The organism is Bradyrhizobium sp. CCBAU 51753, assembly GCF_015291565.1.
Lineage (GTDB): Bacteria > Pseudomonadota > Alphaproteobacteria > Rhizobiales > Xanthobacteraceae > Bradyrhizobium > Bradyrhizobium ivorense.
On sequence record NZ_CP030037.1, the window covers coordinates 7,138,523 to 7,160,508 of the forward strand.

General features: G+C 66.1%; 19 protein-coding genes. 13 read left to right on the forward strand and 6 right to left on the reverse strand.

All coding sequences use genetic code 11. The annotated features are described in order from the left end of the window. Positions 1–29: 29 nt before the first annotated feature. From XH93_RS32680 to XH93_RS32695, 4 genes are all read left to right on the forward strand, one after another. Positions 30–1,199, forward strand: a complete 1,170-nt coding sequence (locus XH93_RS32680; RefSeq protein ID WP_194470608.1) for an acyl-CoA dehydrogenase family protein — start codon at positions 30–32, stop codon at positions 1,197–1,199. A 9-nt stretch (positions 1,200–1,208) separates the two neighbouring features. Next, on the forward strand, positions 1,209–2,309 hold the full coding sequence (locus XH93_RS32685; protein WP_194470609.1) for a CaiB/BaiF CoA-transferase family protein: 1,101 nt from the start codon (positions 1,209–1,211) through the stop codon (positions 2,307–2,309). Positions 2,310–2,335: 26 nt separating this feature from the next. Then, on the forward strand, positions 2,336–3,190 hold the full coding sequence (locus XH93_RS32690; protein ID WP_194470610.1) for a MaoC family dehydratase N-terminal domain-containing protein: 855 nt from the start codon (positions 2,336–2,338) through the stop codon (positions 3,188–3,190). An 89-nt stretch (positions 3,191–3,279) separates the two neighbouring features. Continuing rightward, a complete protein-coding gene (locus XH93_RS32695) occupies positions 3,280–4,167 on the forward strand; it encodes an MBL fold metallo-hydrolase (RefSeq protein ID WP_194470611.1) in 888 nt (295 codons plus the stop codon). Here XH93_RS32695 and XH93_RS32700 read toward each other — a convergent pair whose 3' ends face one another. Together XH93_RS32700 and XH93_RS32705 are read right to left on the reverse strand one after the other, a co-directional pair. Then, complete coding sequence (locus tag XH93_RS32700) at positions 4,168–4,461, reverse strand: putative quinol monooxygenase (RefSeq protein WP_194470612.1); 294 nt, start codon at positions 4,459–4,461, stop codon at positions 4,168–4,170. It abuts the gene before it with no gap. A 23-nt stretch (positions 4,462–4,484) separates the two neighbouring features. Beyond that, complete coding sequence (locus XH93_RS32705) at positions 4,485–5,093, reverse strand: VOC family protein (protein WP_194470613.1); 609 nt, start codon at positions 5,091–5,093, stop codon at positions 4,485–4,487. A gap of 114 nt (positions 5,094–5,207) precedes the next feature. On the opposite strand from XH93_RS32705, the gene XH93_RS32710 reads away from it, so the two are divergent. The 4 genes from XH93_RS32710 (at position 5,208) to blaBJP (ending at position 8,522) form a co-directional block, all read left to right on the forward strand. Then, positions 5,208–5,705, forward strand: a complete 498-nt coding sequence (locus XH93_RS32710; protein ID WP_194470614.1) for a helix-turn-helix domain-containing protein — start codon at positions 5,208–5,210, stop codon at positions 5,703–5,705. Positions 5,706–5,816: 111 nt separating this feature from the next. Next, a complete protein-coding gene (locus tag XH93_RS32715; protein ID WP_194470615.1) occupies positions 5,817–6,200 on the forward strand; it encodes a tautomerase family protein in 384 nt (127 codons plus the stop codon). A 283-nt stretch (positions 6,201–6,483) separates the two neighbouring features. Next, complete coding sequence (hisC, locus tag XH93_RS32720) at positions 6,484–7,536, forward strand: histidinol-phosphate transaminase (RefSeq protein ID WP_194470616.1); 1,053 nt, start codon at positions 6,484–6,486, stop codon at positions 7,534–7,536. Positions 7,537–7,634: 98 nt separating this feature from the next. Further along, on the forward strand, positions 7,635–8,522 hold the full coding sequence (gene blaBJP / locus XH93_RS32725) for a BJP family subclass B3 metallo-beta-lactamase (protein WP_194470617.1): 888 nt from the start codon (positions 7,635–7,637) through the stop codon (positions 8,520–8,522). A 49-nt stretch (positions 8,523–8,571) separates the two neighbouring features. On the opposite strand, the gene XH93_RS32730 is transcribed toward blaBJP, so the two are convergent. After that, positions 8,572–9,489 (reverse strand): MBL fold metallo-hydrolase, encoded by a 918-nt coding sequence (locus XH93_RS32730; RefSeq protein WP_194470618.1) that lies wholly within the window; start codon positions 9,487–9,489, stop codon positions 8,572–8,574. A 230-nt stretch (positions 9,490–9,719) separates the two neighbouring features. Here XH93_RS32730 and XH93_RS32735 point away from each other — a divergent pair, with 230 nt between their 5' ends. The 3 genes from XH93_RS32735 (at position 9,720) to XH93_RS32745 (ending at position 14,367) form a co-directional block, all read left to right on the forward strand. Further along, complete coding sequence (locus XH93_RS32735) at positions 9,720–9,911, forward strand: hypothetical protein (RefSeq protein WP_139485778.1); 192 nt, start codon at positions 9,720–9,722, stop codon at positions 9,909–9,911. A 133-nt stretch (positions 9,912–10,044) separates the two neighbouring features. Further along, the gene (mdlC, locus tag XH93_RS32740) at positions 10,045–11,673 is read left to right on the forward strand and encodes a benzoylformate decarboxylase (RefSeq protein ID WP_194470619.1); all 1,629 of its coding nucleotides are present in this window, start codon (positions 10,045–10,047) and stop codon (positions 11,671–11,673) included. Positions 11,674–11,976: 303 nt separating this feature from the next. Then, entirely contained in the window at positions 11,977–14,367 is a 2,391-nt protein-coding gene (locus XH93_RS32745; RefSeq protein ID WP_246799359.1) for a hypothetical protein, read from the forward strand. Positions 14,368–15,117: 750 nt separating this feature from the next. Here XH93_RS32745 and XH93_RS32750 read toward each other — a convergent pair. Together XH93_RS32750 and XH93_RS32755 are read right to left on the reverse strand one after the other, a co-directional pair. Beyond that, positions 15,118–15,912, reverse strand: coding sequence for an SDR family oxidoreductase (locus XH93_RS32750; RefSeq protein WP_194470620.1), 795 nt, complete (start codon positions 15,910–15,912; stop codon positions 15,118–15,120). A 241-nt stretch (positions 15,913–16,153) separates the two neighbouring features. Further along, complete coding sequence (locus XH93_RS32755) at positions 16,154–16,849, reverse strand: hemolysin III family protein (RefSeq protein WP_194470621.1); 696 nt, start codon at positions 16,847–16,849, stop codon at positions 16,154–16,156. Positions 16,850–17,028: 179 nt separating this feature from the next. Between XH93_RS32755 and XH93_RS32760 the strand changes: the two genes are divergently transcribed. Both XH93_RS32760 and XH93_RS32765 read left to right on the forward strand, forming a co-directional pair. Beyond that, the gene (locus tag XH93_RS32760; protein WP_194470622.1) at positions 17,029–18,492 is read left to right on the forward strand and encodes a YcjX family protein; all 1,464 of its coding nucleotides are present in this window, start codon (positions 17,029–17,031) and stop codon (positions 18,490–18,492) included. Next, the gene (locus XH93_RS32765) at positions 18,489–19,526 is read left to right on the forward strand and encodes a YcjF family protein (RefSeq protein ID WP_194470623.1); all 1,038 of its coding nucleotides are present in this window, start codon (positions 18,489–18,491) and stop codon (positions 19,524–19,526) included. The genes XH93_RS32760 and XH93_RS32765 overlap by 4 nt, the downstream gene beginning before the upstream one ends. A gap of 718 nt (positions 19,527–20,244) precedes the next feature. Here XH93_RS32765 and XH93_RS32770 read toward each other — a convergent pair. Next, positions 20,245–21,780, reverse strand: coding sequence for a glycosyltransferase family 39 protein (locus tag XH93_RS32770; RefSeq protein WP_194475412.1), 1,536 nt, complete (start codon positions 21,778–21,780; stop codon positions 20,245–20,247). Positions 21,781–21,986: the final 206 nt, after the last annotated feature.

Genomic DNA, 21,986 nt, shown 5'->3' on the forward strand with positions numbered 1-21,986 from the left:
CTAGTACAACCTCGCGACAAGAAGAACCCATGACCGCACACGAACAGCAGCTCGACGATCATTCCGACATCCGCGACGCCGTCGCAAAACTCTGCGCGCAGTTTCCCGGCGAATACTGGCGCAAGCTCGATCGCCAGATGGCCTATCCGAAGGAGTTCGTCGATGCGCTGACCGAGGCTGGCTATCTCTCGGTGCTGATCCCGGAGGAATATGGCGGCGCGGGCCTGAAGCTGTCGGCGGCGGCGGCGATCCTGGAAGAGATCCAGCGCGCCGGCTGCAACGGCGGCGGCTGCCACGCCCAGATGTACACGATGGGCACCGTGCTGCGGCACGGCAATGACGCGCAGAAGGCAAAATATCTGCCGAAGGTCGCGACGGGCGAATTGCGGCTGCAGGCGTTCGGCGTCACCGAGCCGACCAGCGGCACCGATACCTCGTCGCTGAAGACCACAGCGCGCCGCGACGGCGACCACTACGTCGTCAACGGCCAGAAGATCTGGACCAGCCGCGCCGAACATTCCGACCTGATGATTTTGCTGGCACGCACCACGCCAAAGGAGCAGTCGCGCAAGCGCACCGATGGTCTGTCGGTGTTCATCGTCGACATGCGCGAGGTCAAGGGCAAGGGTCTGGAGATTCGCCCGATCCGCACCATGATGAACCACGCCACGACCGAGGTGTTCTTCACCGACATGAAGGTGCCGGCGGAGAATCTGATCGGCGACGAAGGCAAAGGCTTCCGCTACATCCTGTCCGGCATGAATGCCGAGCGCATCCTGATCGCCGCCGAATGCATCGGCGACGCCAAGTGGTTCATCGCCAAGGCGACCAACTACGCCAAGGAGCGCAGCGTGTTCGGCCGGCCGATCGGCCAAAATCAAGGCATCCAGTTCCCGATCGCGAAGGCCTACGCCTCGATGCGCGCGGCCGAGCTGATGGTGAAGGAAGCCACCCGCAAATACGAGGCCGGGCTCGACTGCGGCGCCGAGGCCAACATGGCCAAGATGCTGGCGGCGGATGCCTCCTGGGAAGCGGCCAATGCCTGCGTGCAGACCCATGGCGGCTTCGGCTTCGCCGAGGAGTACGACGTCGAGCGCAAATTCCGCGAGACCCGGCTCTATCAGGTGGCGCCGATCTCGACCAATCTGATCCTCTCCTTCGTCGCCGAGCATGTGCTCGGCATGCCCCGCTCCTACTGAGTTTGCATCATGCTGCCGCTTGAGGGATTGACCATCATCGCCGTCGAACAGGCGGTTGCCGCGCCGTTCTGCTCGTCGCGCCTGGCCGACGCCGGCGCCCATGTCATCAAGATCGAACGGCCCGAGGGTGATTTCGCCCGCGGCTATGACGCCGCGGCGAAGGGCCAGAGCAGCTATTTCGTCTGGCTCAACCGCGGCAAGGATTCCGCGGTGGTCGATCTCGCCACCAAGGAAGGCCGCGCGCAGCTTGAAGACCTGATCGCGGGCGCCGACGTGCTGCTGCAGAACCTCAAACCCGGCTCGATGGACAAGCTCGGCTTTGCGCGCGAGCGGCTGCGCAAGGACTATCCGAAGCTGATCATGTGCACGATCACCGGCTACGGCGACATCGGTCCCTACGCCGACCGCAAGGCCTATGACCTGCTGATTCAGGCCGAGAGTGGCCTCGCCTCGATTACCGGCGGCCCCGAGGGCGCCTCGCGGGTCGGCATGTCGATCGTCGACGTCGCCACCGGCGCCACCGCGCATGCCGCGATCCTCGAGGCGCTGATCGGGCGCGGTCGCACCGGCCAAGGCGCCGACATCCGCATCTCGATGTTCGACGTGATGGCCGACTGGCTCACGGTGCCGCTGCTCAATGCCGAGGACGGCAAGGCGCCCAAACGTATCGGCCTCGCCCATCCATCGATCGCGCCCTACGGCGTGTTCCGCTCCAGGGACGGCAAGGAGATTCTGATCTCGATCCAGAGCGAGCGCGAGTGGAAGACGCTGTGCGCCAAGGTGCTCGATCAGCCCACCCTCCCCGACGATCCGCGCTTTGCCAACATGGTCGAGCGGGTTCGCAACCGCGCGCTGACCGACGGGATCGTCGGCGAGGCCTTCGGCCGGCTGACGCGCGAGCAGCTGCTGGCGAAGCTCGCGGAAGCGGACATCGCGTTCGCCGAGGTCAACAGCATGGACGACCTCGCCAAGCACCCGCATCTGCGCCGCATCGAGGTCGACACCCCGAACGGCAAGGTCAGCTATCCGGCCCCCGCCGCGATCGTGGTCGGCGCGGACAGGCATTACGGCAAGGTGCCCGCGATCGGCGAGCGCATCAAACGGTCTTAAGATTTCTCCTGCTCGGGCAAAATCTCATGAGCGACAAAATCGACCTCGATCATCTCCGCCAGTGGATCGGCCGCAGCACGGAGGCCTCCGACGTCGTCACCAAATATCTGGTGATGGGGCTGCGCGCGACGCTGTTCCAGGAAATCGGCGAGCCGAAGGCCGGCGACGCCGCGCCGTGGACCACGCATTGGTGCCTGGCGCAGCCGGTGTTTCCGATGTCGCAGCTCGGCCCGGACGGCCATCCGACCCGCGGCGGCTTCCTGCCGCCGGTACCGCTGCCGCGCCGGATGTGGGCCGGCGGCGAACTGGAATTCCTCGACGCGTTGCGGATCGGCGACGAGGCGAAGCGGACTTCGCGCATTGCCGACGTCACGGTGAAGTCGGGCTCGACCGGCACGCTGTGCTTCGTCTCGGTCAATCACGAGGTGACGACCTCGCGCGGCGTTGCGATCCGCGAGCGGCAGGACATCGTGTATCGCGAGATGACCAGCACCCCGGCCGCCGCACCCGCCAAGGCGCCGCCGCCTCCGCCGGCCGCGCAGCATCGCGAGAGCCACGTCTCCGATCCGGTGCTGCTGTTTCGTTATTCCGCGCTGACCTTCAACGGCCACCGCATCCATTACGACCGCGACTACGTCACCAAGGTCGAGGGCTATCCGGGCCTGATCTTCCACGGCCCGCTGCAGGCCGCCTTCATCGTCGAGCTCGCCGCAAAGCTGCGCGGCGGCAAGCCGCCGAAGAAGTTTTCCTATCGCGGCGTGCAGCCGCTGTTCGAGGGCAGCGAGTTCTCGATCAACGCCAACGACAAGGACGGCGCCATGGAGCTGTGGACCGCCAATGCCGAGGGCCAGCCGACCATGAAGGGCACAGCGACCTGGTGAGAACCTGACGGCTCCCTCCCCGCAATTCGCCAGCGTAGCGCCGCCGTGCTACGCTCGGGGTAGCACCGGATTGCGGGACAGGAGCTGTCATGCGCTTTGCGATCGGCGACACGACGGTCGACGTCATCGTCGACGATGACGATTTTATCGCGCCGCTCTCGGAATTCTTCCCGGGCTACGATCCCGACCTGATCGCGGCGCATCGCGGCACGCTGGAGCCCGACTTCGTCGATCTCGCGCGGGGTCTCGCCAGGTTCGCGATCCAGAGCTTCGTGCTGCGAAGCGGCGGACGAACCCTGCTGATCGATTGCTGCATCGGCGACCACAAGGACATTCCCGAGATCCCGGGGTGGCACCAGCGGCGCGGCAGCGGCTTCCTCGACCGCATGCGGCACGCCGGCGTCGATCCTGCCGCGATCGATCTGGTGTTCTGCACCCATCTGCACGTCGATCACGTCGGCTGGAACACGCAGCGTGACAATGGACGCTGGGAGCCGACCTTTCCCAATGCGCGCTATCTGTTCGGACGTCGCGAGCTCGCCGACTGGATGGCGCAGCACGATGCTGGACGCGCGCCGCCGATCCATGCCCGCGCGCTCGAGCAGAGCGTGATTCCGATCGTCGAGGCCGGCCGCGCCGATCTGGTCGACGACGGCTATGAGCCCGGTCCGGGCCTGCGGCTCGTCCCTTTGCCGGGCCATACCGGCGGCCAGATGGGGCTCGTGGTGGAGCAGGCGCAGCAGCGCGCGATCTTTTGCGGCGATGCGATCCACAATCCGCTGCAGATCTTCCAGCACGGCCTGTCGACGTCATCCTGCGCCGACCCGCAGTTGGCGCGCGAGACGCGCACCAAGATCCTTGCCGAGGCCGCGGACAGCGGCCGGCTGGTGGTGCCGGCGCATTTCCGCGGCCGGCGTTGTGCGCATATCCGCGCGCAGGGCGGCGGCTACGCGCCGGTGTTCGACGCCAACGTGTAGCTACTCAGCCGGCGTGCACCATGTCCCGGCAACCTTGACGCCGAATTCGGCGCTCTCCTTGCGGAACTGGGCGATCGACGGCGCATTGCGATGCGCCTCGAACGCCGCCTCGTCCTGGTAGACTTCGTGGAGCAGCAGTTTTGCAGCATCGTCGCGCGACACCAGCACATTGAACTCGAGCGTGCCCGGCTCGTCCTTCAGCGAGCGGGTGCGGTGTGCCATCAACAGCGGCAGCACCTTGTCGCGCGTCCCCGGCGCGACGTCGATGGTGGCGATGATTGCGAGCTTGGGCATACCAGTTACTCCTGCTTGGCAGCTCACTCGGGCAGCGGCTTGCCGGCCTGCTCGCGGACGATGTACTCGGCGTACCAGTCCGGCCAGTTCGCATCGTGCCCGCCGGTGCGCTTCTCGTGCTCGCCATGCGCGGCGGAGGCGCGGCGCAGCGAGGCGGCAAGATCGGCCGACGAGGTGAAGGTCGTGCTGTTGCCGTCGACGCGTCCGGGCAGACGCTGCGTCACCTGCTGCAGCAGCCAGACATTGCCGTCGGGATCGTTGAAGGTGGCGAGCGAGCCGTAGCTCGGCCGCTCCGGGTCCGGCCCGCTGACCGGGCCCTGCGGCCCGCGGTGAAACACCTCGCTGACATCGGCGCCGCGCGCGATCAGCTCGGCGCGCGCCGCCTCGATATCGTTGACGATCAGGAAGCGCGGCAACGGTGCGCCGCTGCCGAGATGGATCGAGGCCGGCGAGCCGGGCGGCGTGAGCTGAACGGCGCGCGAGCCGTCGGGCCTGACGAAATCGGCATCGAGCCGCCAGCCCAGATGCTGATAGAACTGTTTGGCCCGATCGATGTCCGAGACGGGAATTACCACCACTTCGAGCTTCAGATCGACTGTCGCAGCGCTCGCTGCCTTGGTTTCGGTGGTCATAGCTCGCTCCCTGGATTGTGATGACCGCGCAACGGCACGTGTTGAATCCGCATTTGACAATATCCACGTTACTATGAAATTCATAGTAACAAGCCCAATGAAGAAACCGTGATCATGAAGGACAAGACAGCTGACCAAACGCTCTGCCCCGTCGCTCGTGCAGAAGCCGTGGTCGGCGACCGCTGGACGGTGCTGATCCTGCGCGAATTGTTCGCACGCAACCACCGCTTCGAGGAGATCCAGGCCTACACCGGCGGCACGCCGCAGATGATCGCGGCGCGGCTGAAGAAGCTGGAGGCCGACGGGCTGGTGACGCGGCGCGTCTACAATAAGCGTCCGCTGCGCCACGAATATCACCTGACCAAGAAGGGCGAGGCGTTTTTCCCCGTCATGTTCGCGCTGCGCGCCTGGGGCGAGACCTGGTGCAAGTCGCCCAGGGAAGGCCTTTCCATGAACTACACGCATCTCAGTTGCGGCAAGCCGACCGGGCTCGGCCCTGTCTGCCAGAGCTGCGGCGAGCCGCTGCACTGGGCGGACGTGGTCGCGGAGCGATCGCCGAAATACCAGAAAGAGCGCGACGCGCGATGGGAGGCGTTCAAGGCGAGCCGCTGAAATTCCGCGCGCCGGCGCGAGAGACGACGCTCCAGAAGCGATCGCCCTTCGCAGCGCTTCCAATCACGCAGGACCGGTCCGGCCGAGGCCCGCGCAACAAGGAAGACCAACATGCCATTCGTTCGCATCGACCTGAAGCGCGGCAAGTCCGCCGAATACCGCAAGACCCTCGGCGAGATCGTCTACAAGGCGATGACCGACCTGATCAATGTGCCCGAAAACGACAAGTTTCAGATCATTACCGAGCACGATCGCGGCGACCTGAACTATGCCGAAAGCTATCTCGGCAACACCTACAGCGACGACATCGTCTTCATCCAGATCACGCTGAACGCCGGACGCACGGTCGAGATGAAGAAGGCGTTCTACAAGCGCATCGTGGACGATTTCCAGAGCCAGCTGGGCGGACGCGCCGACGATGTCGTCATCAACCTGGTCGAGGTCGCCATGGAGAACTGGTCGTTCGGCCACGGCATCGCCCAATACGCGACCTGAGCGAGTGTGAATGTATGACTGGGCGCGGCACCAAAAACGCAGTGTCGTCCCGGCGAAAGCCGGGACCCATAACCACCGAACGTCTTGGTTACACGACGCTGGGGCCACAGCGCTCTTAAACAATCCGCCCCTGTGGTTATGGGTCCCGGCCTTCGCCGGGACGACACCGAATGTGTTGCACCGCTGCTCAACGCTACACCCCCTGCGCAAAGGCTGACTTTCATCGCGGCCCGGCATCGCCTATACGATCCATAGTCGGGTCGCATCATTCGGGTCGGAGATCATGAGTCGGTTCTGGAGTTCGGTCGTCCACAATCTGTCGCCATACGTGCCCGGCGAACAGCCGAAGATCGCCGGCCTCGTCAAGCTCAATACCAACGAGAATCCCTACCCGCCGTCGCAGCGCGCGCTGGCCGCGATCGCCGCCGCGGTGGATCGTTTGCGGCTCTACCCCGACCCGCACGCCACATTGCTGCGCGAGACGATCGCCGCGCGCTATGGCGTCGCGCCGGACGAAGTGTTCGTCGGCAACGGCTCCGACGAGGTGCTGGCGCATAGCTTCCAGGCGCTGCTGAAGCACGACGCGCCGCTGCTGTTCCCCGATATCACCTACAGCTTCTACCCGGTCTATAGCGGTCTCTATGGCGTCCGCTACGAGGAGGTGCCGCTCGACGCCGCGATGCGCATCGCGCTCGCCGACTATCGACGGCCATGCAGCGCGGTCCTGTTGCCCAATCCGAATGCGCCGACCGGCATCGCCTTGCCGCGCGACGCAATCGAGGCCCTGGTGGCCGAACGTCCGGACCGGCTGGTGGTGATCGACGAGGCCTATGTCGATTTCGGCGCCGAGAGCGCCGTGCCGCTAGTCGCACGCCACGACAATCTGCTGGTCGTGCAGACCCTGTCCAAGTCCCGCGCGCTGGCCGGGCTGCGGGTCGGCTTTGCCATCGGGCAGCGGCCGCTGATCGAGGCGCTGGAGCGGGTCAAGGACAGTTTCAACTCCTATCCGCTGGATTGCCTCGCCATCGCCGGCGCGACCGCGGCGCTCGAGGACGATGCGTGGTTTCAGGAGACGCGCCAGCGCATCATCACAAGCCGCGAGGCGCTCGCCCATGACCTTTCCACGCTTGGCTTCGAGGTGCTGCCGTCCCACGCGAATTTCGTGTTCGCGCGCCATCCCAGGCATCGCGGCGCCGACCTCGCGGCCCGGCTGCGCGAGCGCGGCGTGCTGGTGCGGCATTTCAAGAAACCGCGGATCGAGGATTTCTTGCGCATCACGGTCGGAACCGAGGATGAATGCGGCCGCCTGATCGCACTGCTGCGTGACTTGCTCTGATCGTGCATGGCGGTTCGCCGCGCCCGTCGCTTGCGGTCGGGAGCGGCGCCACGCATAGTGCCGCCGCGTGCACAAACAACAAGAACGGGGAGGCAATCATGAGAACGCTCGCAGCCGCACTGTGCGCCCTGGCGCTGATCACGACCGGCGCGCAGGCGCAGTCGCTGAAGGACTTCATGGCGACCGTCATGAAGAAATGGACCGCGCCGTTCGAGCCGTTCAACCTGATCGGCAACATCTATTATGCCGGCACCGACGGGATCGCGGTCTACGTCATCAAGACGTCGCAGGGTCTGATCCTGATGGACACCGCGATGCCGCAGTCGACCGGCATGATCAAGGACAATATCGCAAAACTCGGCTTCAAGCCCGGCGACATCAAGATCATCCTCAACACCCACGCCCACCTCGATCACACCGGCGGCTTTGCCGAGATCAAGCAGGAGACCGGCGCGCAGCTGATCGCCGGCGAGCGCGACAAGCCGTTGCTGGAAGGCGGCTATTATCCCGGCGACGAGAAGAACGCCGATCTCGGCTTTCCGCCGGTCAAGGTCGATCGCACCGTCAAGGAAGGCGACAAGGTGACGCTCGGCGACGTGACGCTGATCGCGCATGCGACGCCCGGTCATTCGCCCGGCTGCACCAGCTGGGAGATGACCATCAGCGACGGCGGCCAGGACCGCACGGTGCTGTTCTTCTGCAGCGGAACGGTGGCGCTCAATCGCTTGGTCGGCAACCCGACCTATTCCGGCATCGTCGACGACTACCGATCGACCTTCGCCAAGGTCAAGGCGATGAAGGTCGACGTGCTGCTCGGACCGCATCCGGAGGTCTACGACATGCAGGCCAAGCGCGCGCAGATGAAGGACGGTGCAGCAAACCCGTTCGTCAAGCCCGGCGAGAACGCGACCTATGTCGGCGGGCTGGAGCAGGATTTCGACAAGCAGTTCGCCAAGCAGACGGCCGCGCTGCACAAGGCCAATTAGGGCGCGCCAAACAGCGCGCCCTCGTTTTCGGCCCTTACGTGACAAGCGCTCAGTAGTCCCAGTAGACCGGCACCCAGCGGAAGGCATCGCCGTCGACCGCCACGTGGCCGATCGACGGGAACGGCAGGTGCGTGGCCACCAGGAGGCTGCGGGTCTTTGCCAGTTCCTGCAGCAGACGAACCCGAACGCGGGCCGCCTCCGCGGGGTCGTGCTCAAAGCCGTTGTACCAGTCGGGATGCTCGAACCCGACCGTGAACACGGCGTCGCCGGCGAACATCAGCCGGTCGCCGCCGGACGCCACGCGGACCACGCTGTGCCCGGGGGTGTGGCCGCCGGTGCGCGTGACGACCACGCCCGGCGCGACCTCGTGCTCATCATCGAACGTACGCAGATGGTTCTGGTATTCCTTCGTGAACCGCTTGGCGGCGGCCCGCAGCGCGTCCGGGAACCCGGGCGGCATGGCGACGCGGGAGAAATCGGGCGATTCCCAGAACTCGATCTCGGAGGCCGCGACATGGATCCGCAGGTCCGGACGCAGCCGCTCCTTCACGCCGTCGACGATCAGCCCGCCGACATGGTCCATATGCATGTGGGTCAGCACCACGTCGGTCACCGAGCCGAGATCGATGCCGGCGGCCTCCAGCCGCTTGGTCAATTGCCCGGCCCGCGGCAAGTTCAATTGCGGGTCGAAGCCGAGCCCGGCGTCGACCAGGATGGTCTGGCTACCGCTGCGCACCACGACCACGTTCAGCGCCCAATCGAACGCGTCCGACGGCAGGAACATGTCCTTCAGCCATGCCGCCCGGACGGCCGGATCGGCATTGTGGGCCAGCATCGCGCCTGGCAGCGGCAGCACGCCGTCGCTGACCACCATCACGTCGATCTCACCGATCTTCAGCGCGTAGCGCGACGGAACCAGTTCTTCGGGGTTGTGCCCAGCGGAGTGTGAAGTGTTGTCGAGGTCCATGTGTGTCTCCTCCTGACCGCCCGCCCTGCGGATGCGTCGACGACGCCACGCCGGCGGTAGCTTCGACTTTTAGCGAGCCGGATCCGCCGCTGCCCCAGAGCGATTGTCGTCGTTGCAGAGCGATTGCTGCTAAGGCGAGAGCTCGATCCCGGCGCCGCTCCCGCCCCCCGGCGGCCGGCGCTGGAACACAATCGCACGTCGCGCGTTCCTCGCCCCAGACGGAGGACGCCATGCTTAGAGACGAACAGGTCGCGGTTCTCCGCGACATCGCCCAGTCCATTGCCTTTGCCGACGACATGCAAGGCGAGGTCGACAGGCTCATCAAGGAGGGATACGTCGCAATGGACGGCGATCTCTACGAGTTGACGCCCAAGGCGCAGAAGCTGTTGTCGGATCGCGGGGCGGGGCTCAACGACGCGTAACGCGCAGGCAGCGCCCGCAGCTTGACATTATCGGGCAATCCATCGACAGGTGGATTGCTTTTCCGCGTGTGCTCCCCGCGCAATGGCGGAAGGCAAAACACCATAAGACACCAGCAATGGGAGCCCGCGCCCGATGTCGTCCCGCAAACCCGCCGCCGCGAAAGGCAAGACCGTCACCGTCAAGGACGCCACCTTCGGCCTGCTGCGCGCGTGGGGCATCAAGAAGGTGTTCGGCAATCCCGGCTCCACCGAGCTGCCGTTCCTGAGCGACTGGCCCGACGACATCGATTATGTGCTCGGCCTGCAGGAAGCCGCCGTCGTCGGCATGGCCGACGGCTACGCGCTGGCGACACGCAATGCCGGCTTCGTCAATTTGCATTCGGCGGCCGGCGTCGGCAACGCGCTCGGCAACATCTACAACGCCTATCGCAACCAGACGCCGCTGGTGATCACGGCAGGCCAACAGGCGCGCTCGATCATGCCGCTGCAGGCATTCCTCTACGCCGAGCGCGCCAGCGAATTCCCGCGGCCGTATGTCAAGTTCGCGGTCGAGCCGGCCCGCGCCGAGGACGTGCCGGCCGCGATCGCGCGCGCCTATTACGTCGCGATGCAGCCGCCGTGCGGGCCGACCTTCGTCTCGGTGCCGATCGACGACTGGACGCATGCGACGCAGCCGCTCGAGGCGCGCCAGGTCAGCCGCGAGATCGGCCCGGATCATTCCGCGATGCAGGCGCTGGTGGCGGCGCTTGCCGACGCGAAGCGCCCTGCCCTCGTGGTCGGCCCCGCCGTCGATCGCGCGGAGGCGGTCGACCTGATGGTGAAGGTCGCCGAGAAGACAAGGGCCGCGGTCTGGGTCAGCCCGTTCTCGGCGCGCTGCTCATTCCCGGAGCGCCATCCGCAATTTGCCGGTTTCCTGCATGCCGCGCCCGGCCAGCTCTCCGACGCGCTGCGCGAGCATGATCTCGTCGTCGTGATCGGCGCGCCGGTGTTCACCTTCCATGTAGAGGGTCACGCCGCGATCTTCGATGGCGCCACCACGATCTTCCAGATCACCGACGATGCCGACGCTGCGGCGATCACGCCCGCAGGCCACAGCATCATCGCGACCATGAAGCCGGCGCTCTCAGTGCTGCTCGAGATGCTGGGCGAGACCAAGCGCGCCGCGCCGGCCGGCCGCATCCTGCCGCCCGCGCCCGCGGCCGGCGACTCGATCCCCGCCGAATACGCGCTGCATGCGCTCGCCGCGGCGATGGGCCCGCAGGACGCGCTGGTCGAGGAAATCCCCTCGCACCGGCCGCTGATGCAGAAGACGATGCCGATGCGCGGCCAGGACAGTTTTTACACCATGGCGAGCGGCGGGCTGGGCTACAGCCTGCCGGCCGCGGTCGGCATGGCGCTGGGCCGCCGCGAGGGCCGCACCGTCTGCCTGATCGGCGACGGCTCGGCGATGTATTCGATCCAGGCGCTGTGGACCGCAGCGCAACGCAAGCTGCCGCTGACCGTGGTCGTGCTCAACAATTCCGGCTACGGCGCGATGCGCTCGTTCAGCCAGGTGATGCAGGTGCGCAACGTGCCGGGCCTCGAACTGCCCGGCATTGATTTCGTCAAGCTCGCGCAAGGCATGGGCTGCGATGCGGTGCGAGTGACCAAATCGGCCGAGCTCGCTGAGGCCTACAAGCGCGGCCTGTCGTCGGCGGGCACGAGCCTGATCGAGGTGATGGTGGATTCCGCGGTGCCGCTGCTCTACGCGCAGAAGAGCTAGCGGCGAGCCCGCAGGTCTGTAATCCGTCATCCTGAGGTGCGAGCCTCATCGGCGAGCCTCGAAGGATGCACGGCCACCAGCCGGGCCGATTCATCCTTCGAGGCTCGCCGAGCAGCGCAATTGCGCTGCTGGGCTCGCACCTCAGGATGACGGGATTACGATTCTCGCTCCGGGCTGAGTTGCCGCGTAGTGCGCCCCGGTCAGCCCATCATTTTTCGCAATTTGTGGATGGCGTCACACTCCTGTTGCCCGCCGTGATGTCAAATCCCGCCGCGCATTTTCATTGCCCGTTGGGAGAGTGTCATGCCCCCTAGCACCACCGTCGCAGCCAAGGCCGCAGCACCGGCCGCCGCCCCTTCCGCCAGCCGCGCCCACTCGCCCGAGCGTTCCGAATACGACGCACTCTCGATGCTCGATCTGCTCGACGCGCGCGAGCAGTACCATGTGCATCTGATGCGGCATCCCAAGGTGCTGGCGACCGCGATCGGCTACTACCGGATCCGCAAGGAGGACACGCCGCCCGGCGTCACCCCGATCGTTCGCGGCGAGGGCGTGCGCACGCTGACCAATTCGGAGGTGCGGTCCTATTCCTGGCCGGCCGTGCTGGTGTTCGTCGACGACTGGATCGCGGCCACCGAGTTCGGCAGCGGGCGGCGCTACAACGCCGACGAGGCGGTGCCGAAGACGCTGTATTTGCCGGACGGACGGCGCGTGCCGGTCTGCGTGATCGAGGCGCCGAAGGATCCGGTGAGCCCGGAGGCGCCTGCGGTGAAGCGGCATCCGCTGAACAACATCGGCAGCGGCCATCCGGTGTTCGTCGACGTGCAGAACCGCAATCATTTCGCGACCGTCGCCTGCCTCGTCACCGACGGCCACAAGGCCTACGCGCTGACCAACCGTCACGTCACCGGCGAGACCGGCGAAGTGCTGTCGTCGCAGCTCGGCGGCCGCGCGCAGCCGATCGGCACCTCGTCATCGCACCAGGCAACGCGCGTGCCGTTTACCGACGTCTATCCGAGCTGGCCGGGCAAGTCGGTCTACGTCAACATGGACGCCGGGCTGATCGACATCAAGGACGCCAACGCCTGGACCGCAAAGCTGCAGGACGGCTCGGTGATGGGCCCGATGGTCGACCTGTCGTCGGCGAATTTCCCGATGGCGCTGCTCGGCCGCACCGTCCGCGGCTATGGCGCCGCGTCGAACCAGTGGATCAGCGGCGAGATCCAAGCGCTGTTCTATCGCTACAAGTCGAAGGGCGGGTTCGAATACATTTCCGACTTCTTCATCGGGCCGCGAACGCCGACCAAGGAGACCCCGACGACGCCGCCGTTCGTCACCGTCCCCGGCGACTCCGGCACGCTCTGGCTGCTGGAGCCGAGCGAGGGCGCAAGCCGCGTCGACAGTCTCGGCGCCAGCGACAAGCCGCGGCCGCTGGCGCTGCAATGGGGCGCCAACCGGCTGTATTCGGCGCTGAGCCAGCAGCCGCATGCCTATGCGCTGGCCACCTGCCTCAGCACGATCTGCGACCGGCTCGATGTCGATGTCGTCAGAGACTGGAATCTGGACCAGCCGGACACCTGGGGCGCGGTCGGGCATTTTGCCATCGCAAGCCGCGTCAGCGGCGCGCTGTCCGAGGCCGTGCCGAAGCTGAAGGAATTGATGGACAACAACGCCGCCATCATCAGCCATGACGACGGCACCATCCTCAAGAGCGACTTCAAGAAGATGGGTGATCTCGACTTTATCCCGATGGCCGACGTGCCGGATTTCTTCTGGAAGCACGGCCATCAGGGCCACACGCGGCACTTCGAGGGCCCGAACCATTTCGCCGATATGGACCAGGTGCGCGACGAGGACGGCGTCGACTTGCTGACGCTGTGCAAGGATGCCAAGAACATCGACCCGAAGGTGTGGAACGAGTTCTACTCCAGCGTCGAGGATCTGCTGGAGCAGAAGCCGATCACGATGGAGCATCGCGGCCTGCTGCCGTTCCGGGTCTGGCAGATCTTCGACAAGATGGTCGAGTTCGTGCAGAACGACGAGATGGCCAATTTCGTCTGCGCCGCCGGCGTGCTCACCCACTACATCGGCGATTCCTGCCAGCCGCTGCACATCTCCTACCTGCATGACGGCGATCCGAAAAAGGCCACCAGTCACACCGTGCATCACCGCGACGGCACCACGGACGTCAAGCGCGTCCCGCTCGGCCAGGGGCTGCACAGCGCCTATGAAGACGGCATGGTCAATGCCCACCGCAGGGACATCCTCACCGCCCTCAACAAGACGCCGGCCGTGGAGGCGCCGGAGCGGATCGGCAGCGGCTTCGATGCCGCCAAGGCGACCATCGATCTGATGCGCAAGACCTTCGAGGCGCTGCCGCCGCCCGACATGGTGCGGGACTATCTGGCCGCGATCAAGAACCACAAAGACACCAAGGCGATGTTCTGGGACAAGTACGGCGCGGGCACGATCACGGCGATGCAGGACGGCACGCATCTGCTCGCCGTGCTCTGGGAAAGCGCCTGGGTCGCCGGCGGCGGCGAGAGCAAGGAGCGCGACACCTCCGCGCTCGAGCCGCAGCAGGCGATGGACATCTGCGCGTCGGCAGACTTCCTGCCCTCCTGCAGCATCGCCCAGATCGGCGGCCAGCTGAGCGAGAAACCGGCGAAGCCGAAGAAAAGCAAGAAGAAGTAGAAGAGCAAGAAGAAGTAGCGAAGGCTTACGGCGTAGACGCACGTAAGGGACGCACCGACGGAAGGGTTCCCTCCCCCCTTGCGGGGGAGGGTTAGGGAGAGGGGTACCACACGGCGCGCTCTCTCGATTTGCTTTCGATGATGCGTGGTCGAGATTGAGAGAGAGAGAGACGTTTCGATCAATCATCTCGTCCGGGGCTTACCCCTCTCCCCAGCCCTCCCCCGCAAGGTAGGGCTATCGCATATGGCAATTCCCGAGTCTCTTCCGATACTTGGCTTGGCGTGGCACGAGCGGGACTCGGATGGTCGTTGGAATCGGATGGAGAACAAATCGGAATCGGACCGCGAATGCCGAAAAGCTTCGGTCGATCCGGCCTTCGCACAACTATCGATTCCACGCGGGTTTCTTTCATATGCGATAGCCCTGCCCCGCAAGGGGGGAGGGAGCCTGGCCAGCGTCCTCACCTCACGTGAGTCGTTGACGTCGTAGGCTTACGGCGTCGACGTACGTAAGGGACGCACCGGCGGAAGGGTTCCCTCCCCCCTTGCGGGGGAGGGTTAGGGAGAGGGGTACCACACGACGTGCTCTCTCAATGTGAATCTCAACGGCACGCTGCCGAGATTGCGAAGGCGAGGCTCCTCGCGCTTTTCTCGTCCGGGGCCACCCCTCTCCCCAGCCCTCCCCCGCAAGGGGGGAGGGAGCCTGGCCGGCGTGCTCACCTCACGTAACAAGCACCGCCCTCGCCTGCCATCACTTCCCGTGCGTCTCGCGCATCTTGGCCTGGATCTTGGCCATGCCGCCGATCCAGCGGTCGTAATTCTCGGTCTTCTTGCGCATGTAGCCGAGCACCTGCGGGTGCGGGAGAATCAGAAACGTCTCCTGCTCGATGCCCTTGAGCGCGTCCCGCGCGACCTGCTCCGCGGTCAGATCGCCGTCGCCGGATTGCGGGCCCTTCGGGATCGAGCGCAGCATGTTGGTGTCGACGCCCTGCGGACAGAGGATCGAGACCTTGATGTTGTCGGCGCGGTGCGAGATCGCGAGGTTTTCGGCGAAGCCGACCGCCGCGTGCTTGGTGGTCGAATAGGCCGGGCTGCCGACCTGCGAGAGCAGGCCCGCCGCCGAGATGGTGTTGAGGAAGTAGCCGCCGCCGCGCGCCTTCATGCGCGGCACCAAGTGTCGTGCCGCATAGACATGCGCCATGACGTGGATCGCCCAGCTCCGCGACCACGGCTCATCCGAGGTGCCGCCGGCGTTGACCGACAGCGGATCGAATCCACCGCCGATGCCGGCGTTGGAGCAGAACAGCGCGATCGGGCCGAACATCCGCTCGGTCGCCTCGACCACGTGCAGAACGTTCTTCTCCTGCCCGACGTCGCATTTGAATGCGGCGCCGCCGACGCTGGCTGCGACCTTCTCGGCCGCCGCGTGATCGAGATCGACCACCACGACCTTGGCCGCGCCTGCAGCATGAAACGCCTCGCACAACGCCTTGCCGATGCCGTTGCCACCGCCGGTGACGACCACGACTTTATCAGCGACCTGCATGGCCATCCTCCCAAGATGTTAGCTTGCGCACTTTGCTCACCTACCCCGCGCGTCCCGTCATCCTGAGGTGCGAGCCTAGCGGCGCAATTGCGCCGCTGGGCGAGCCTCGAAGGATGCACGGCCCGGCTGGTGGCCGTCGACCCTTCGAGACACCGCTTCACGGCTCCTCAGGGTGACGGTGAGAGAGCGGAACGGCCTTATCCGGAGCATGATAGCCCATTCAACGCGGTTGGCGAGGGCCTCAGCTCGCCAGCACGACGTCGAACACGGCGGTATAGTGGCAGGCGGCCCCGAGCAGCACGAAGCAGTGCCAGATCACGTTCTGGAAGCGCAGCCGGCGCCAGGAGTGGAAGATCACGCCCAGGCTGTAGAGAATGCCGCCGGCCAGCACGAAGCCGAGCGCCATCGCCGGCAGCGCCTTTACCACCGCGTCGTAGAGCATGATGCCGCTCCAGCCCATCGCAAGATAGAGCCCGACCGAGAGACGGTCGAAGCGGCCGGGATAGGCCAGCTTGAGCCAGATGCCGACGATCGCCACGCACCATACGCCGACCAGCAGCGCGATCGCGACATAGCTGTCCCGAAGCTGGACGATGAACGGCGTATAGGTCGCCGCGATCAACAGATAGATCGCCGAGTGATCGTAGCGCCGCAGCACCCATTTCGCGCGCGACACCGGCCAGAGATTGTAGGTCGCCGACAGCACCAGCATCGCCAGCAGGCCGGCGACATAGACCGACACCACGGCGACGTCGAACGGGCCGGCATAGACCGCGGTCAGCACGATCAGCGCGGTGGCGGCGATCAGCCCGAAGCAGATGCCGACGAGATGCACGACGCCGTCGGCGATCAGCTCGGCACGGTCGTAATTCCAGAGCACGGCGCCGGCCGCGTGGATCGAGTTCGAGGCGAGTTGCTTCAGGCGGAACACCGTCATGCCAGTACGCTTTCCTCTGGACCGATTAGGATGGGTATCGCTGGAGCGACGAAGCGTTCAATGCCTCGCCTGCAAAGGCGCCGGAAATGTGAAGCTTGATTTTGGCCCGATAATCGCCACCTTGCTGGTATCCGCCTGCCTCATTCCGCCCTCTCCTGCCGGGTTTTTGTTAACCCTCCATGACCCCCAGTTTCTCAGATATCGTCGAGGAAGCCCGGCTCTCGGCGCGGGCGCTGCTCGACTATGGCGAGGGCTTCTTCAATCCCACCGTGCGGCTCGGCGTCACCGGCTTGTCGCGCGCCGGCAAGACCGTGTTCATCACGGCGCTGGTGCACGGCCTGACGCGTGGCGGCCGCTTCCCGGTGTTCGAGGCTTACGCCTCGGGACGGATCGCGCGAGCGTATCTTGCACCGCAACCTGACGATGCGGTGCCGCGCTTCGCCTATGAGAACCACGTCCGCACCCTGGTCGAGGAGCGGCGCTGGCCGAACTCGACCACCGACATTTCCGAGCTGCGGCTCGTGATCGAATACCAGCGGCAAAATGGCGCGGACCGTACGCTGACGCTCGATATCGTCGACTACCCCGGCGAGTGGCTGCTCGACCTGCCGCTGCTGAACAAGAGTTTTGAGCAATGGGCCGCCGAGAGCCTTGCGCTGTCGCGCGAGCCGCTGCGCGCCAGCCTCGCGACGCAGTGGCACGCGCATCTGGCAACGCTTCAGCCCGAGGCCAAGGCGGACGAACAGGCCGCGCTGACCGAAGCCAAACTGTTCACCGACTATCTGCGCGGCTGCCGCGACGAGCGCTTTGCGATGAGCCTGCTGCCGCCGGGCCGCTTCCTGATGCCGGGCAACCTCGCCGACACACCGGCGCTGACCTTTGCGCCGCTCGACGTATCAGTCGACGGCAGCGCGCCCGACGGCTCGCTGTGGGCGATGATGCGGCGGCGCTATGAGGCCTACAAGGACGTCGTGGTGCGGCCGTTCTTCCGCGATCATTTCGCCCGGCTCGATCGCCAGATCGTGCTGGCGGACGCGCTCGCCGCGTTCAATGCCGGGCCCGAGGCGCTGCATGACCTCGAGGCCGCGCTGGCCGGCATTCTCGACTGCTTCCGGATCGGCCGCAGCACGATCCTTAGCACGCTTTTCCGGCCGCGCATCGACCGCATCCTGTTCGCGGCGACCAAGGCCGATCACCTGCATCACCAGAGCCACGACCGGCTCGAAGCGGTGCTGCGCCGGATCGTGGCCAAGGCCGCCGAGCGCGCCGAATATGCCGGCGCCGCGATCGACGTGGTGGCGCTGGCCGCGGTGCGCGCCACCCGCGAGGCCCAGGTGCAGCGCGGCCGCGACAAGCTGCCGTCGATCCTCGGCACGCCGGCGCCGGGCGAGGTCGCCAATGGCGAGATACTCGATGGCGAGACCGAGGTTGCGACCTTTCCGGGCGACCTCCCGGACAACCCCGAAGAGCTGTTCAAAGGGACATTCCGCGGCCTCGCCAGCGCCGGCGCTGACGGCGCCGACTACCGCTTCCTGCGCTTCCGCCCGCCAAAACTGGAACGAAACGGCGATGCCGAGCCTGTGCTGCCTCACATCCGCCTTGACCGCGCTCTCCAGTTCCTGATCGGAGACAGACTGCAATGAACGAGAAGACGCCGCCACGGCGGCCGGCGACGTTCAAGCTCGACGATCCCGGCGTGGTGCTGATCGATCCCGACGACACCAGCCGCCTCGCCCGCGGCACGATCCAGATCGTGCCCGAGGCCGAGCCCGCGCAACTGCCGGTGCCGGCGGATGCGCCGCTGCTGCCGACGCGCCGCGGTTTCCGCTGGGGCACGCTGTTCTGGGGCGCGGTCGCGGGCCTCGTGGTGCTCGGCACCGGGCTCGGCGTCATCAATTTGGTCGAGGATCTCTTTGCGCGCAATCAAGGCCTCGGCTTTCTCGGGCTCGGCTTTGCGGTCATTGCCGCGGTGGCGCTCGCCGTCATCACCGCGCGCGAGCTGGTCGGCCTGGCGCGGCTTGCGACCATCGAGAAGCTGCATCTGCGTGCGGCCGAGGTGCTGATCAGCGATGATCGCAAGGCGAGCCGGGCCGTCGTCGCCGACCTGCTGAAACTCGCGCACCGCACCCCGCAGCTCGCCCGCGCCCGCAGCGCGCTGCAGAGCCATACCGAGGACATCATCGACGGCGCCGACATGATCCGCCTCGCCGAGCGCGAATTGATGACGCCGCTCGACCAGGAAGCGCGACGGCTGGTGTCGACGGCGGCGCAGCGCGTCTCGGTCGTCACCGCGGTCTCACCGCGCGCGCTGATCGACGTGGTGTTCGTATTCGTGGCGAGCCTGCGCATGATCCGCCAGCTGGCGCGGCTCTATGGCGGCCGGCCCGGCGCGCTCGGCATGATCAGCCTGCTGCGCCAGGTGATCGCGCACCTCGCCATCACCGGCGGCATCGCCGCAAGCGACAGCCTGATCCAGCAGATGCTCGGCCACGGCATCGCCGCAAAACTCTCGCAGCGGCTCGGCGAAGGCATGCTCAATGGCCTGCTCACGGCAAGACTCGGCCTCGCCGCGATCGAGGTGACGCGCCCGATGCCCTTCAACGCGCTGCCGCGGCCGGCGTTGACCGATCTCGCGAAGGACCTTTTGAGCAAGCGGGAGGAAGACGACGCGCGCTAGGCCTCAGCCTCGCCCCGCTTGCGGGGAGAGGCCGGATCGCATGCCAATGCGATCCGGGTGAGGGGGAGTCTCCGCGAGTCCGTCTCTCACCATCCCTGCCGAGACTCCCCCTCATCCCGACCTTCTCCCCGCAAGCGGGGAGAAGGAGAAGGCCAGCACGCGCCAGCGGAAGAACGAATGGCGCCGGCGGCAGTGATTGCGCCCTCTCCCCTTGTGGGAGAGGGCAGCTCCGCCATCAGCCACGCGCACGCTCGGGTGAGGGGTATCTCTCCACAAGCACCGACCCCGCGGTGAGATACCCCTCATCCGGCGCGCATATGCGCGCCACCTTCTCCCACAAGGGGAGAAGGTAAGAGGAAGGCCAGCACGCGCCAGCGGAAGAACGAATGGCGCCGGCGGCAGTTATGGTGCCCTCTCCCCTTGTGGGAGAGGGCGGCGCCGCCATCAGCCACGCGCACGCTCGGGTGAGGGGTATCTCTCCACGCGCACCGAACCCGCGGTGAGATACCCCTCATCCGGCAGCCTTCGGCTGCCACCTTCTCCCACAAGGGGAGAAGGTAAGAGGAACGCCAGCACGCGCCAGCGGAGAACGAATAGCGCCGGCGGCAGTTATGGCGCCCTCTCCCCTTGTGGGAGAGGGCAGCTCCGTCGTCAGCCACGTGCACGCTCGGGTGAGGGGTATCTCTCCACAAGCACCGACCCCGCGGTGAGATACCCCTCATCCGGCGCGCAAATGCGCGCCACCTTCTCCCACAAGGGGAGAAGGTAAGACGAACGCCAGCACACGCCAGCGGAAGAACGTACTGTCCGGCGGCGGCGACAGATCGGGCGTCCAGCCGCTCAATCTCTCCAGCGCGTACGTATCCATCACCGTGCCGCGCCAGCTGCGCACGACGCGCTCGAGCGGCTGGCGCACCGCTGATGTCTCGTTCCACAGCGCCAGATTGTTCTCCGGCTCGCGGCCGACATAGAGGCCGACGTGACCCTTGATCATCGCCATGCCGGGATCGGCAAAGCCCTGGAAGCGGCCGCGCTCGGTGATCTCGACCACCGGCAGCTTGCCGCGCAGGAACCAGCGCAGCATCGCATAGGTGCGATAGTCGGAGGTCGCGACCCAGGTCGCGCCGGTCGCCTGCACCTGCGCTTCGACGCGCGCGGCCAGCCTGTCGTAGCCGGCCTCGGCGCCAATCGGATCGGTGTGGCCGGTCAGATTCCACGGCGCGAACATGTAGTAGAGGAACACGATGACGACGAAAGCGATGCCCGTGGAGATCGCGGTCCGCGCCCAGAACACCGTGGATTTGATCAGTCCGACCGACCAGCCCTCGAACGGCATTCGCGTCACGTTGATGGCGACGGCGGCAAAGCCGGCCGGCCACAAAAACATCGGCCAGGTGTCGCCGACCCGCAGCGTCAGCGACTTCCAGAGGAAATAGAGAAACGGCACCAGCACCGCTGAAGACAGCAAGATCGCGACCGGCTCGCGGCTACGATAGCCGCGCCACGCCGTCAGCGCCGTGCCGAACAGCGTCACCGGCAGCAGCACGAAGCCGACCAGGCCGAACTGCATGCCGATGAACTCGCCGACGGTGCGCAGCGTGAACGCGCGCTCGGCGGTGGCGCGCACCGCCTGGAAGCGGAACGAGGCCCAGTCGTGCTGGGCATTCCAGATCATGACCGGCGCAAAAACGACGACGGCGATCAGCGCCGCGAGGTACGGATACGGGCTGCGCAGCCAGCGCCACCGCCACTCCGGCACCAGCGCGAACGCGAGCACCGCCGGCAGCAGCATGATCGCAGTGAACTTCGACAACAGCGCCAGCCCGGCGAACAGGCCCGCCGCGAGCCACCAGCGTCCGTCGTCGCTTTGCGCAAGCCGCACCAGCGACCACAGCATCGCAGTTGCAAACGGGATCAGCGCGGTGTCGGGCGCGACCTTGGCCATCAGCAGCCCGTAATACAGCGCCGCCTCCGGCAGCAGCAGCGCCAGCACGACGGCGCGGACATTGTTGTGGGTGACGCGGCGGACGATGTCGGCGAGCAAGAGCTGCGTCGCCAGCATCGCCACGATGCCGCCGAGGCGGACACCCAGGTTAGTGTCGCCGAGGATCGCGGTGCCGAAGCGGATGAACCAGGCGATCATCGGCGGATGGTCGAGGAACGACAGCGCGTTCTCCTTCGACCAGGTCCAGTAATAGGCCTCGTCGGTACGCAGATCGAGCGCGTGGGCATAGACCAGCCGCATCGCGGTCATGGCCACGATCACGGCGATCACGCCGCGCCAGTCGGGCGCGCGCGACCGGCGCGGCTTAACGTTGTTGTTATCGGCGGAGGCTATCGTCACGGCGCGCTTTTTGTTCGACTCTTGCTGGGGTGTCAACGTGTTACGGCCGCCGCCATCACGCCCACCCGGCGCCGCGGTGGTGTTCACCACGGGAATTAAGCACTAGACTTGCCGAT

Bases quoted from the DNA above. Each gene is read 5' to 3' on its own strand.
- XH93_RS32680 (WP_194470608.1), top strand. From the start codon at position 30: ATGACCGCACACGAACAGCAGCTCGACGATCATTCCGACATCCGCGAC.
- XH93_RS32765 (WP_194470623.1), top strand. From the start codon at position 18,489: ATGAACGAGAAGACGCCGCCACGGCGGCCGGCGACGTTCAAGCTCGAC.
- XH93_RS32760 (WP_194470622.1), top strand. From the start codon at position 17,029: ATGACCCCCAGTTTCTCAGATATCGTCGAGGAAGCCCGGCTCTCGGCG.
- XH93_RS32695 (WP_194470611.1), top strand. From the start codon at position 3,280: ATGCGCTTTGCGATCGGCGACACGACGGTCGACGTCATCGTCGACGAT.
- XH93_RS32770 (WP_194475412.1), bottom strand. From the start codon at position 21,780: ATGACCGCGATGCGGCTGGTCTATGCCCACGCGCTCGATCTGCGTACC.
- XH93_RS32745 (WP_246799359.1), top strand. From the start codon at position 11,977: ATGCCCCCTAGCACCACCGTCGCAGCCAAGGCCGCAGCACCGGCCGCC.
- XH93_RS32730 (WP_194470618.1), bottom strand. From the start codon at position 9,489: ATGGACCTCGACAACACTTCACACTCCGCTGGGCACAACCCCGAAGAA.
- blaBJP (WP_194470617.1), top strand. From the start codon at position 7,635: ATGAGAACGCTCGCAGCCGCACTGTGCGCCCTGGCGCTGATCACGACC.
- XH93_RS32715 (WP_194470615.1), top strand. From the start codon at position 5,817: ATGCCATTCGTTCGCATCGACCTGAAGCGCGGCAAGTCCGCCGAATAC.
- XH93_RS32755 (WP_194470621.1), bottom strand. From the start codon at position 16,849: ATGACGGTGTTCCGCCTGAAGCAACTCGCCTCGAACTCGATCCACGCG.
- XH93_RS32750 (WP_194470620.1), bottom strand. From the start codon at position 15,912: ATGCAGGTCGCTGATAAAGTCGTGGTCGTCACCGGCGGTGGCAACGGC.
- XH93_RS32705 (WP_194470613.1), bottom strand. From the start codon at position 5,093: ATGACCACCGAAACCAAGGCAGCGAGCGCTGCGACAGTCGATCTGAAG.
- hisC (WP_194470616.1), top strand. From the start codon at position 6,484: ATGAGTCGGTTCTGGAGTTCGGTCGTCCACAATCTGTCGCCATACGTG.
- XH93_RS32690 (WP_194470610.1), top strand. From the start codon at position 2,336: ATGAGCGACAAAATCGACCTCGATCATCTCCGCCAGTGGATCGGCCGC.
- XH93_RS32735 (WP_139485778.1), top strand. From the start codon at position 9,720: ATGCTTAGAGACGAACAGGTCGCGGTTCTCCGCGACATCGCCCAGTCC.
- XH93_RS32710 (WP_194470614.1), top strand. From the start codon at position 5,208: ATGAAGGACAAGACAGCTGACCAAACGCTCTGCCCCGTCGCTCGTGCA.
- XH93_RS32700 (WP_194470612.1), bottom strand. From the start codon at position 4,461: ATGCCCAAGCTCGCAATCATCGCCACCATCGACGTCGCGCCGGGGACG.
- mdlC (WP_194470619.1), top strand. From the start codon at position 10,045: ATGTCGTCCCGCAAACCCGCCGCCGCGAAAGGCAAGACCGTCACCGTC.
- XH93_RS32685 (WP_194470609.1), top strand. From the start codon at position 1,209: ATGCTGCCGCTTGAGGGATTGACCATCATCGCCGTCGAACAGGCGGTT.